Source organism: Yersinia massiliensis CCUG 53443 (assembly GCF_000312485.1).
Lineage (GTDB): Bacteria > Pseudomonadota > Gammaproteobacteria > Enterobacterales > Enterobacteriaceae > Yersinia > Yersinia massiliensis.
On the sequence record NZ_HE997646.1, the window covers coordinates 285,175 to 296,933 of the forward strand.

Here is an 11,759-nt window from a genome sequence, read left to right on the forward strand (position 1 = left end):
AATATGTTGCATGCTATTTATGCATAAGCTGCTTACGCAAAATCATCAAACAACCGCTCTTCTAACTGTTCTACTTGCTGCTGCAGTTTATCCAGAAAACGTAATTTTCGGACTGTATCCGCCGCAGGTTCCCACTGCTGTTGAGCCAACTGCTCGACCATTTGCTGAGTACGTGTTTGTGTCATCAGAGCCAGTCGGTCGTTGAATGCCACGAGCTGGGCTTCGGCATCAGGTTGGCGTTCGATAGCATCAAGCTCTTCACGCAACTCCAACTGCTCCATCAAAAACGCAGTATCGCGCATGGTGTGCTGTTCGTTGCCTAAATCAAACCCCTGCAAAGATAGCATATACTCAGCCCGTTTTAACGGGTGCTTCAAGGTTTGGTAAGCATCATTGATAGTCGCGGCTTGTTGCAATGAAGCCAAACGCTCGCGTTCAGGCTGGTTTGCAAAACGGTCTGGATGGAATTGGCGCTGCAATTCTTGATAGCGGGTAGTGAGTTGGGTACCGTCAACCTGATAGCTAGCGGGTAACCCGAATAATGTAAAATAATCCATAGCTTGCTCTGGAGGTTGTCACTCTTCGTCATTAAAGCCGCAAGTGTTAGCTCGCGGCTTCACAGTCATACCAATGACGGCGAGTCGATGTAAAGCATCAAATGCCCGAGGCAGGAACGAAACCGAAATGAGGTTTTAACGCTTTCATGAGACGTTAAAGCATTGATTAGGCGTTAACGCTTTAATTAGACGTTAAAACTTTCGCCACATCCACACTCATTTGAGACGTTCGGGTTGTTGAACTTAAAGCCTTCGTTCAGCCCCTCTTTGACGAAATCCAGCTCAGTACCGTCAAGATAGACCATGCTTTTGCCGTCGATGATCACTTTCACGCCTTTGTCTTCAAAAACGATATCGTCATCGTTCATTTCATCAACAAATTCCAGCACATACGCCATTCCAGAACAGCCCGAAGTTCTCACACCCAAGCGCAGACCTAAGCCTTTACCACGGTGACTTAAAAAGGCGCTGACCCGTTGTGCAGCACTGTCGCTGATTGATATCGACATACAACAACCTCAACTCTGAAAACCCACTCATACCCTGCTCATCGTTCAAGTGACAGGTGTATTGGCGACTCTCGCAGCTCCGAATCACTGACTGATGCAAGCTCATCGGGTTATCTAACGTGTCGCCTTCCTGCCCCCTAAATCTTTTTGGGCATAGACTCAGTGAATGAATACTGAGTTAAGAATGAGCTAGTGATTAATGACCTATTTTACAACTACATGTTCGCAATTACTTTGCAGTATGTTTGCTTTTGTAGTCGGCGATAGCCGCTTTAATGGCATCTTCCGCCAGAATCGAGCAGTGAATCTTGACTGGCGGTAACTCCAGTTCTTCAGCGATCTGGGTATTCTTGATCGCTTCAGCCTGATCAAGAGACTTGCCCTTCATCCATTCAGTGACCAAAGAGCTGGATGCAATGGCGGAACCGCAGCCATAAGTTTTGAAACGTGCGTCTTCAATGATCCCGGCGTCGTTCACTTTGATCTGTAATTTCATAACGTCGCCGCAAGCAGGTGCACCGACCATCCCGCTACCAATCGTTGGATCTGCGTTGTCGAATGAACCGACGTTGCGTGGATTTTCGTAATGATCGATTACTTTTTCGCTGTAAGCCATGTGATTTCTCCTGAATCTTAAAGTCTGGAATTAATGGTGAGACCATTCAATGCTGCTGATATCCACGCCCTGCTTGAACATTTCCCACAACGGAGACAAGTCACGCAGACGGCCAATGGATTTACGTACCAGCGCAATGGCGTAGTCGATCTCTTCTTCAGTGGTGAAACGCCCCAGAGAGAAACGAATTGAACTGTGAGCCAGTTCGTCGTTCATCCCCAACGCGCGCAACACGTAAGAAGGTTCCAGACTCGCGGAAGTACAGGCTGAACCTGATGAAACAGCCAAATCTTTCAGTGCCATGATAAGCGACTCACCCTCAACATAGTTGAAGCTGACGTTCAGAATGCCAGGTGCGCCATTCTCTAAATCGCCGTTCAGATACACTTCTTCAATATCTTTAAGACCGTTCCACAGACGCAGACGCAGTGAACGTAAACGCGCAGCTTCGCTTTCCATCTCTTCTTTTGCGATACGGTAAGCTTCGCCCATACCCGCGATTTGATGCACTGGCAATGTGCCGGAACGCATGCCGCGCTCATGACCACCACCGTGTTGTTGTGCTTCAATGCGAATACGCGGCTTACGACGAACAAATAGCGCACCAATACCCATCGGGCCATAAACTTTATGGGCAGAGAAAGACATCAGATCGACTTTCAGTTTGCTCAGATCGATAGGTAATTTACCGACGCTTTGTGTGGCATCGACATGGAAAATGATCCCACGGCTGCGGCACATTTCGCCAATTTCAGCGATATCCTGCACCACACCGATCTCATTATTCACATGCATGATAGAAACCAAAATGGTGTCTTCACGCATTGCCGCTTCAAGCTGTTTCAGGTCGATAATACCGTTAGGCTGCGGTGCCAAATACGTCACTTCGAAGCCTTCACGCTCCAATTGGCGACAGGTATCCAGCACAGCTTTATGTTCGGTTTTACAGGTGATGATGTGCTTGCCTTTCTTCTGATAGAAGTTAGCAGCACCTTTGATGGCCAGATTATCGGACTCTGTTGCACCGGAGGTGAAGACAATCTCGCGAGGGTCAGCACCAACCAATGCAGCAATATCATTACGTGCAATATCAACAGCTTCTTCTGCCTGCCAGCCAAACTTATGTGAACGAGAGGCGGGGTTACCGAAAATGCCATCCAGAGTCAGATACTGCATCATTTTTTCAGCGACACGAGGATCAACTGGGGTCGTTGCTGCGTAATCCAAATAGATCGGTGTCTTTATTTTTGATTCGGTCATTGCTCTTATGCTCCGTACATCACTTCCAAAACGTAAAATTCCGCAGATTCTGCTTATGCGCGCAGATTGACGTTGATCGTCTCTTGCGGTCGGCCATTAGCCGTACGGCGCGTATCGTTATTCTGACGATCCGCAACCTCTAAGATATCTTGGTTATTCACCAGTTCTGCCAGTGTGATGTTATTGAGGAAGCTGCTGATGCGCTCGCTCAAATCACGCCATAATGTATGAGTCAGGCAACGATCACCGCCCTGACAACCTTCTTTACCCTGACAACGGGTGGCATCGACAGATTCGTCAACAGCGGTAATCACAGCACCGACTGCGATTGCTGATGCATCTTTACCCAGCAGGTAACCGCCACCTGGACCACGAACGCTGGCGACTAAGCCATTTTTGCGTAACCGTGAGAAAAGTTGTTCCAAGTAGGATAACGAAATCCCCTGACGTTCAGAAATATCGGCCAGAGGAACTGGCCCGTCATGGGAATGTAATGCCACATCAAGCATGGCGGTCACGGCATAACGGCCTTTGGATGTCAGTCTCATAGCTAAAATTACCTGTTGGCGAAAACAAGCCAGAAGTCTGACATTCTTGAGTGTTTTAGTCAACTATTTAACCTAGTAATTCACTCAAGTATTATTGACCTATTCCATTCTCAATAATATGCCGTGAAAATTATAATAACCATTTGATATAAGGCATTAATTTTTATTATTTTCAGCTGAATGATTGGCGTCACGCTGTGGGTATTTATCCTGCTTTTCAATTGACGTCAGCATGCCACGTAAGATATTCAGCTCTTGGGCCTCAGGGCGCGCGCGGGTAAACAAGCGGCGTAATTTGCTCATAATCTGGCCCGGATGTGCCTGGCGGATAAAACCAGTATGAGACAGCACCTGTTCCAGATGCAGATAAAAGCGCTCCAAATCATCCACCAATGGATATGGGGCTTCTTCTTCTATTATTGGTGCAGCCGCTTGTTGGCGATCAAGGAATGCCACCCGCACTTCATAAGCTAAGATTTGAACGGCCATCGCCAAATTTAGCGAGCTGTATTCTGGGTTTGCGGGGATCGCCACATGATAGTGGCATTTCTGTAACTCATCGTTCGTCAGACCGACTCGTTCACGACCAAACACCAGCGCGATAGGGGCATGTTCTGCTTCACGCGCACTGCGAACACCGCATTCACGCGGTTCCAGCATTGGCCAAGGTAGTGTACGGGAACGAGCACTGGTGCCGACAACCAAACTACATCCGGCGAGCGCCTCATCCAAAGTATCGACGATAGTGGCATTACCTATCACATCACTGGCACCGGCAGAAAGCGCGATCGCCTGAGAGTCCGGTTTTACCAAAGGATTGACCAAATATAAATTGGTTAATCCCATTGTTTTCATGGCCCTAGCTGTCGAGCCCATATTGCCAGTGTGTGAAGTCTCAACCAAAACGATACGAATATTGTGTAACATACAAACTCTGAGGATAACGGGTAATCGCCATATCTTAACACAGACATATACCCAAGCTACTTTGAGATTTAGGTAGGCGGCAACTGAATGAATCCCCGGGAACTCAGATAACTAAGTGACTGGGGTGAGTAAGGGCAGCCAACACCCCTGCATCTTGAAGGACAACGGGTATAGGCATTTATCGGATCCCCTGCTATACTATGCGCCGTTTCTCGTTCTTTAACATCCTAGTGGAAGATACCCATGCATCCGATGCTGACTATCGCCATACGCGCTGCGCGTAAGGCCGGTAACCTGATTGCCAAAAATTATGAAACTCCGGACGCTGTCGAAGCGAGCCAGAAAGGCAGTAATGATTTTGTTACTAATGTAGACCGCGATGCTGAGCATCTGATCATCGACGTTATCCGTAAATCTTACCCAAAACACACTATTATCAGTGAAGAATGCGGTGAGTTGCTCGGCGAAGATTATGATGTGCAATGGGTTATTGATCCACTGGATGGCACCACCAACTTCATCAAACGTCTCCCCCATTTCGCTGTTTCTATCGCTGTGCGCATTAAAGGCCGCACCGAAGTCGCTGTTGTCTATGACCCAATGCGTAACGAGCTATTTACAGCAACCCGTGGTCAAGGCGCTCAGTTAAACGGTTATCGTCTGCGCGGCACCAATGCCAAAGAATTAGACGGCACCATTTTGGCGACAGGCTTCCCATTCAAAGTGAAACAACACGCACCTGCTTATCTGCGTGTCGTGGGTAAACTGTTTGAGCATTGTGCAGACTTCCGTCGTACCGGCTCAGCCGCGCTGGATCTAGCCTATGTCGCTGCGGGCCGCGTTGACGGTTTCTTTGAAATTGGCTTGAAGCCGTGGGATTTCGCGGGTGGCGAACTGTTGGTTCGTGAGTCTGGCGGTATCGTGACTGACTTTGCTGGCGGCCATAATCATTTTAGCTCTGGTAATGTCGTCGCGGGTAACCCACGTATTGTGAAATCTATCGTTCAAGCGATGAACGATGAAATTAGTGATGCATTGAAGCGCTAATTCTCTTTATTCGCGGTTTCAGCTAAAAAGCCAGTCAGAATTGAATGACTGGCTTTTTTTATCGCCAAACTTAGCGGCCGAAAGGTCGGATTCCCCCGATAAATTCAGGCTGACTGGAAAGATAAAGCAGCCCTCCTGCAAACAGTAAAATAATCCCGCCAGTTAGCGCCAACGTCGACCAAGCAATTGCTCCCCATGCGGCTGGGGCGCGTTTTCGACTTAATTTCACGGCCAATCGCCGCGCATAATGGACAAACAATGCCAGCAAAGAAATGGTAAGAGATGTCCCGACTGCCATAGCCAGCGCGGATAGTATCCCCCACCAATACACGCCGATGACTTTAGCAAACAGCAACACCATGATGGCACCTGAACAAGGCCGCATCCCCATCGCCAATACAATGGCCAATCGAGTACGCCAATCATTACCCGCTTGTAGCTCTTGCGCACTGGGTAAGTGGTGATGCCCACAGCCACAATCATCGCTATGGACATGATCGGCGGTGAAGGGTTGTATGCGCTGGATAGCTATTTTTTGCGGTTTTAACGCTTTTACCTGAATATAAAGCCGTTTTATCGCGCGATAGCACAGTAAAACACCTAACGCAGCCACGAGCAGGAAGCTCCCCTTTTCTAGCCAGAAGCTGCTTTGATGCAAATAACGGGAAGAGAGTTGCATTATCCCCAACAGCAACGTCACCAACATGATGGCGACACCACCTTGCAGTATCGAAGCCGCAAAGGTCAGTTTCAGACTACTTTTTAGCTGTGCTGGGTGAGTCGCCAAATACGTGACAATCACCACTTTACCGTGCCCTGGGCCGACCGCATGCATCACACCATAAATCAAACTGAACAGCATCAGCGTTAAGCCGGTCTGATGTGGATTGGCCTTGACCTGTTGGAGTAATTGAGCCATCTGTTGGTGCATGTTTTTTTGCCAAACCACTGTTTTAAAAAGCAGTTCAGGCCAATATAGCCACGCCAAATGGGTCGCGCCAGCCAGTAGCAACAGAAAAAGCAAAAGTGGCCAAAGATTTATCAACCAATGCCGCTGACGGGAAGCTACCTTGATACCTACTGACATTGCACTGTTATCCGCTGTGCAAATTGTTTTCCAAGTTCCATATCTTCTCCAGGAGAATCACTTTTATCCAACGACAGCGCATAAGCCTGCAATGAAGCATTGGGATTCGGGGTGAATAAGGTCAATTTGCAGATTTTTTCCATTTCTGGCGACAGCCTGACCGATTTGTTATCGGCATAGGTCATATCGACAAAATACGTAGGGTCATAAGTTGAAATAATGAACGGTTTACCGGCTAAGGGTTGTGGTTCAGCCAATGGCATCACAAACGTTAAAACAGCTTGATGGCCCTTGCGTGCTAGATGGTATTCCGTTGGTAAATTTTTATATTTCACTGGGCTGCCATCACGATATATATCGGTGAAGTAGTGTTGCCCCAGTACGTTAGCCATGACTTCTGCCGCCAGTTTCTTCCAGATTTCAGAATCACTTTTGGCATTTTCAGCGTCATATAACAGATCGGCTGATGTAATTTCATCCATCGTCCAGACCATTTTCATGCCAACCAACATCTGTTTATCACTGACGAAGGTGGCATCCATATCAATAAAGCTGTGCGGGTGGGCCTCAGCAAAATGGCTATAAATGAACGCCCCTCCTGCAATGAGCAGAATCATCAGGCGGTTAACGGCGCTTGTTTTATCACTCACGGTCGATTTATCAATCACAGCCAAACTGTGATGATATAACATTTCTTGCATTAATCAATCCTTGGAAATCATCTGATAGCCCAATGTCATTGGCACAGCTAACAACCCTGTAGCGCCAAATACGCAGGGTATAACGTGATGCATGTTGAAAGTCGACACAAAACCACGCCGCCTCGCTAAACCGAAAAGAATCTCTTTTGCTATGCTTAAACCTGATGAATAACGGCACATCCATCATGGAATGTTATATGCGCGTAGACACTTCCTCTGAATCTCAGTTCTCAAGTCAACCGCTATCTGGCCAGCAACGACGCTGCCATATGGTGCTGATGATGTTTATGCCTGCGCGCAGAGTAGAACTGAAGAGCATCAGCCAACTGAATGGCGTCGAGCCATCCATTACCCGGCAAGATATAGCTGAGGTTGCAAGTGAAATCCAGCGTTTCTACCATTTGCACATCAGTACTGATAACAATGAGTACTTCCTCATTCAGGGCAACCATCTTGATAAAAGGCTTTGCTTGATTCATTGGCTACGACGTGGATTGCGGTATTGCCCGCATTTCGTTGAGAATCAGTTTAGCCCTAGCTTGTTTGAAGCATTATCTTGGGATAACTCAGTCCTATCGCAGCATTTGCCGCAAATCATTAGTCAGTGTGAACCTCACCTTAATCGTCAACTCAATGACAAAGATCGCCAGTTTTTACAGTTGTATCTGGCCTATTGCGCTTGGGAAAACCTTCAGCAGCCCCCACCAGAACTCACTCTCATTCAGCAGCAGTGGCTAAAATGTAAACCTGCGTTATCGGCGGCTGATAGTTTGTATGATGCCTTTAACCCATTACTAGGCCATCCGTTAGCGGGCCAACCGCTGGATATCATTGAGCGAGATATTCTGATCCTGATGTTGACGATGATAAAAGCGCACAGCTACCACACGACGAGATCAACGGAAGATATCCGTTTGATCAACGCTATTCATCGGTTGGTTGAGGATTTTCAGCAGTATTCAGCGATGACCTTGAGCAATAGTGAGACATTAGTCAGCCAGCTTTTCGCCCACCTTGCGCCGGCCATTGAGCGCTGTTATTTCAATATCGGTATTGATAACTCATTGCTGGACGAGGTCATTCGTAAGTACCCTCTGTTGCTGCGAACCACCCAGCAAGCGCTTGTTCCTTTTGAACAAGAATATCAAATTCAATTTTCTACCGATGAAGTGGGCCTGATCGCGATTAGCTTTGGTGCCTGTCTAATGCAGGATAATGCATTACAGGAAAAACAGATTTTGCTGTTAACGCAGAACAATCCAGCACTAGAAGAACAACTGGAGCAGCAGGTACGTGAGCTAACCCTGCTGCCGTTGCACATTAAATATTTGCCCCATGACGTCTATCTGCAATCCGGCGCGCCTGCCGGTACAGCCGTGGTATTGACGCCGTATGCTGTGCAGCAATCGGCATCAACACCGTCACTTATTCAGGTGCAATTGCCGCTGAGTACAAAACAAAACAAGCAATTGCGCCATATATTAGAATTGCCTTAACCGGTGGTTTCACTCTAACTCGCTACGACCCGAGGCCGGATAAACAGTGCAGGAACCGCCACCAAAGCCATCACCCAAAATACACCGCCCTGATAATGTTCGAATAAGAAGCCAGAAATGATAGTCATCACCGCAATCCCGCCTCCCATTGCCAGCGCAGAATAAACTGACTGCAGGCGGATCACATCTGAACCATGTCGCGCCGCAATAAACCGCATTGCCGCTAAATGGCAGACGGTAAAGGAGCCACAATGCAAGATTTGAATGAAAATAAGCCAAGGGAGTTCTGTGGTTGAAGCCATCAAGCTCCAACGAATAATCCCAGAGATGGCAGAAAGTAGCAGTAGACCGCGTGCAGTCCAGCGGCGAAACAGCACATTGCTGAACGCGAACACCAGAATCTCAGCCACGACACCCAACGACCATAAATAGCCGATAGTTGCGGCAGAATACCCCGCCTCATTCCAATATATCGAGCTGAAACTGTAATAACCGGCATGTGCGCCTTGCAACAAAGTCACGCAAAGTAAAAAGCGCCATACTTGCGAATCAGACAGTAACTTCTTCCAGCTCGTGGCCGCGACATTCCGGTGCCTCACCTCTCCTTGAGGCATGACATTCGGTTTCAGTAAAGCGCCTAACAACATGGCTGAAACACCGAAAATCAAACTATAGAGAATGGCTGGATGGCCCCAAACAGAGACTAATTTGCCGGTTAATGCCGAACCAATCACAAAAGCCAACGATCCCCACAGCCGAACTTTGCCGTAATCCATGGTGATCTGCTTTTGCCAAGTAGCCGCTAATGCGTCTGTTAACGGTACTAGTGGGCCAAAAAATAGGTTAAAACCGGCAATCACCAACATTAACCATGCCCAGCCATGACCAAAACAAAAACCGACGACAAAGACTAACGCCAGCAGTGCCAAGATTCGCATCGCGGTGACCAGATGAGAGGGATCTTTCACGCTGGGGGCAATCAGCAGACTACCAAGGAAGCGTGCAATTAAGCCTGCCCCCAACAAAATCCCGATGGTTTCAGGCGGTATCCCTTCACCTTGCAACCAAATGCCCCAAAAAGGCAGGAAAATGCCATATGAAAAGAAATAGGTGAAATAGCTGAGCGACAGCCAGCGTGTTGATTGTAATACCATGAATCCCTCCGAGGTCAGCCGTCACTGTGACAGAGGCCCCGTCGGCTAGCAACTCTGCCGTACTACAAACATAGAGTTTGAGATTGAGTTCACACTTAGGCTGCAAGAGTGACAAAATACGGACAAGCCCTGCGCTCAGCCGCGCATTGTGCAATGGCTTCGGTTAACTGAAAAAAAATAAAAAAACCCGCATTTTGCGGGTTTTTATTCAGCTAAAGCTAATCTGACGAAATTATGCGTAAACCGGTAAGCGGGCGCAGATTGCCAAAACTTTTTGCTTCACACGCTCAATAGTGGCTTCATCGTTGATGTTGTCTAACACATCACACATCCAGCCAGCCAATTCGCGAGATTCAGCTTCTTTGAAGCCACGGCGAGTAATCGCAGGGCTACCAATACGCACACCTGAAGTCACGAACGGACTTTTCGGATCATTCGGCACGCTGTTTTTGTTCACTGTAATGTTGGCGCGGCCTAAAGCAGCATCAGCATCTTTGCCGGTGATGTCTTTATCCACCAAATCAAGCAAGAACAGGTGGTTTTCAGTACCGCCAGAAACGACTTTGTAACCACGCTCCAGGAACACAGACACCATGGCTTTGGCGTTTTTAGCCACTTGCTGCTGGTAAATCTTGAACTCAGGCTCCATGGCTTCTTTCAACGCGACCGCTTTACCCGCGATAACATGCATCAATGGGCCACCCTGATTACCAGGGAATACAGATGAATTCAGTCTTTTGTACAGATCTTCATCACCACCTTTCGCCAAAATCAAGCCACCGCGTGGGCCAGCCAGCGTTTTGTGCGTGGTCGTGGTCACGATATGCGCATGAGGAACCGGGTTCGGGTAAACACCGGCAGCAACCAAACCAGCTACGTGAGCCATATCGACGAACAGCCATGCATCGATGCTGTCTGCGATTTCACGCATTTTTGCCCAATCAACGATCCCAGAATAAGCAGAGAAGCCGCCGATAATCATTTTTGGTTGATGTTTTTCTGCCTGACGCGCCAAATCGTCGTAATCAATCTGACCAGATTCGTCGATGCCGTAAGGCACGATATTGTAAAGCTTGCCGGAGAAGTTAACCGGCGAACCGTGAGTCAAATGGCCGCCATGTGCCAGATTCATCCCCAGCACGGTATCACCTGGTTGTAGCAAGGCAGAGTAGACCGCGACGTTAGCTTGTGAACCGGAGTGTGGCTGAACGTTAGCGTAATCTGCGCCGAACAGCTCTTTAGCACGGTCAATGGCCAGTTGTTCAACAACATCAACATACTCACAACCACCGTAGTAACGCTTGCCCGGATAGCCTTCAGCATACTTGTTCGTTAACTGAGAACCCTGCGCCTGCATAACACGCGGGCTGGTATAGTTCTCAGACGCAATGAGTTCGATGTGCTCTTCCTGGCGCACCACTTCTTGCTCCATTGCACGCCATAAATCTGCATCATAATCGGCAATGTTCATTTCACGCTTTAACATCCGGCTCTCCTGACTTAGCTAGCAAAATATACCTTGAAGGTCACCCGTTCGGGTTCTGGCACACAGTGTAAACTGTTTCCCCCTTGTGATGATAGGTCTTGACAGAGGTTTTTACGCAAACGATTGGCTACTGATAGCGTAAGGCTTTGAGCTGTTATGGGTTCATTCACGGCAAGGGAATTATCCTCATATTCATTATGTGATTTTTTCATATTCTGTGAACTGACTCGCCACAACAATCCCCCACATAAAGAAAGTGCATTTACAAATCAGCATGCAAATTATAAGATGCATATTAAATGCATGTATTGGCGTGCATATAATAATACCCAACGTTATTTGGCAGTTTCATGACAAATACCAAGGGATCA

General features: G+C 47.8%; 12 protein-coding genes. 2 read left to right on the forward strand and 10 right to left on the reverse strand.

Annotated elements, in window-relative coordinates:
• Positions 1–32 precede the first annotated feature (32 nt).
• The 6 genes from hscB to trmJ all read right to left on the reverse strand — a co-directional run bounded on the left by hscB (position 33) and on the right by trmJ (position 4,417).
• The gene (hscB, locus tag BN68_RS16005; RefSeq protein ID WP_019212181.1) at positions 33–557 is read right to left on the reverse strand and encodes a co-chaperone HscB; all 525 of its coding nucleotides are present in this window, start codon (positions 555–557) and stop codon (positions 33–35) included.
• Positions 558–742: 185 nt separating this feature from the next.
• On the reverse strand, positions 743–1,066 hold the full coding sequence (gene iscA / locus BN68_RS16010) for an iron-sulfur cluster assembly protein IscA (protein WP_004874655.1): 324 nt from the start codon (positions 1,064–1,066) through the stop codon (positions 743–745).
• 229 nt (positions 1,067–1,295) lie between these two features.
• Positions 1,296–1,682: a Fe-S cluster assembly scaffold IscU gene (iscU, locus tag BN68_RS16015; RefSeq protein WP_019212182.1), complete on the reverse strand. Its 387-nt coding sequence runs from the start codon at positions 1,680–1,682 to the stop codon at positions 1,296–1,298.
• A gap of 30 nt (positions 1,683–1,712) precedes the next feature.
• Positions 1,713–2,927 carry an IscS subfamily cysteine desulfurase gene (locus tag BN68_RS16020; protein ID WP_042806900.1) on the reverse strand — a complete coding sequence of 405 codons (1,215 nt, stop codon included), beginning with the start codon at positions 2,925–2,927 and terminating at the stop codon, positions 1,713–1,715.
• Between the two features lie 68 nt (positions 2,928–2,995).
• Entirely contained in the window at positions 2,996–3,490 is a 495-nt protein-coding gene (iscR, locus tag BN68_RS16025) for a Fe-S cluster assembly transcriptional regulator IscR (protein WP_004393583.1), read from the reverse strand.
• Positions 3,491–3,646: 156 nt separating this feature from the next.
• Positions 3,647–4,417, reverse strand: a complete 771-nt coding sequence (trmJ, locus tag BN68_RS16030) for a tRNA (cytosine(32)/uridine(32)-2'-O)-methyltransferase TrmJ (RefSeq protein ID WP_019212184.1) — start codon at positions 4,415–4,417, stop codon at positions 3,647–3,649.
• Between the two features lie 243 nt (positions 4,418–4,660).
• Between trmJ and suhB the strand changes: the two genes are divergently transcribed.
• Complete coding sequence (suhB, locus tag BN68_RS16035) at positions 4,661–5,464, forward strand: inositol-1-monophosphatase (RefSeq protein WP_019212185.1); 804 nt, start codon at positions 4,661–4,663, stop codon at positions 5,462–5,464.
• Between the two features lie 70 nt (positions 5,465–5,534).
• Here the strand turns inward: suhB and BN68_RS16040 are convergent, their stop codons facing one another.
• Together BN68_RS16040 and BN68_RS16045 are read right to left on the reverse strand one after the other, a co-directional pair.
• Positions 5,535–6,551 carry a nickel/cobalt transporter gene (locus BN68_RS16040; protein WP_019212186.1) on the reverse strand — a complete coding sequence of 339 codons (1,017 nt, stop codon included), beginning with the start codon at positions 6,549–6,551 and terminating at the stop codon, positions 5,535–5,537.
• On the reverse strand, positions 6,542–7,168 hold the full coding sequence (locus tag BN68_RS16045) for a DUF1007 family protein (protein ID WP_051144575.1): 627 nt from the start codon (positions 7,166–7,168) through the stop codon (positions 6,542–6,544). The genes BN68_RS16040 and BN68_RS16045 overlap by 10 nt, the downstream gene beginning before the upstream one ends.
• A 281-nt stretch (positions 7,169–7,449) precedes the next feature.
• Between BN68_RS16045 and csiE the strand changes: the two genes are divergently transcribed.
• Positions 7,450–8,748: a stationary phase inducible protein CsiE gene (gene csiE, locus BN68_RS16050; RefSeq protein WP_019212188.1), complete on the forward strand. Its 1,299-nt coding sequence runs from the start codon at positions 7,450–7,452 to the stop codon at positions 8,746–8,748.
• Between the two features lie 14 nt (positions 8,749–8,762).
• On the opposite strand, the gene BN68_RS16055 is transcribed toward csiE, so the two are convergent.
• Positions 8,763–9,902 carry a 3-phenylpropionate MFS transporter gene (locus BN68_RS16055; protein WP_019212189.1) on the reverse strand — a complete coding sequence of 380 codons (1,140 nt, stop codon included), beginning with the start codon at positions 9,900–9,902 and terminating at the stop codon, positions 8,763–8,765.
• A 232-nt stretch (positions 9,903–10,134) separates the two neighbouring features.
• The gene (gene glyA / locus BN68_RS16060; protein ID WP_019212190.1) at positions 10,135–11,388 is read right to left on the reverse strand and encodes a serine hydroxymethyltransferase; all 1,254 of its coding nucleotides are present in this window, start codon (positions 11,386–11,388) and stop codon (positions 10,135–10,137) included.
• Between the last annotated feature and the right edge of the window lie 371 nt (positions 11,389–11,759).

Coding starts and splice junctions, on each gene's coding strand:
- hscB (WP_019212181.1), bottom strand. CDS start 557: ATGGATTATTTTACATTATTCGGGTTACCCGCTAGCTATCAGGTTGAC.
- iscA (WP_004874655.1), bottom strand. CDS start 1,066: ATGTCGATATCAATCAGCGACAGTGCTGCACAACGGGTCAGCGCCTTT.
- iscU (WP_019212182.1), bottom strand. CDS start 1,682: ATGGCTTACAGCGAAAAAGTAATCGATCATTACGAAAATCCACGCAAC.
- iscR (WP_004393583.1), bottom strand. CDS start 3,490: ATGAGACTGACATCCAAAGGCCGTTATGCCGTGACCGCCATGCTTGAT.
- trmJ (WP_019212184.1), bottom strand. CDS start 4,417: ATGTTACACAATATTCGTATCGTTTTGGTTGAGACTTCACACACTGGC.
- suhB (WP_019212185.1), top strand. CDS start 4,661: ATGCATCCGATGCTGACTATCGCCATACGCGCTGCGCGTAAGGCCGGT.
- BN68_RS16040 (WP_019212186.1), bottom strand. CDS start 6,551: ATGTCAGTAGGTATCAAGGTAGCTTCCCGTCAGCGGCATTGGTTGATA.
- BN68_RS16045 (WP_051144575.1), bottom strand. CDS start 7,168: ATGATTCTGCTCATTGCAGGAGGGGCGTTCATTTATAGCCATTTTGCT.
- csiE (WP_019212188.1), top strand. CDS start 7,450: ATGCGCGTAGACACTTCCTCTGAATCTCAGTTCTCAAGTCAACCGCTA.
- BN68_RS16055 (WP_019212189.1), bottom strand. CDS start 9,902: ATGGTATTACAATCAACACGCTGGCTGTCGCTCAGCTATTTCACCTAT.
- glyA (WP_019212190.1), bottom strand. CDS start 11,388: ATGTTAAAGCGTGAAATGAACATTGCCGATTATGATGCAGATTTATGG.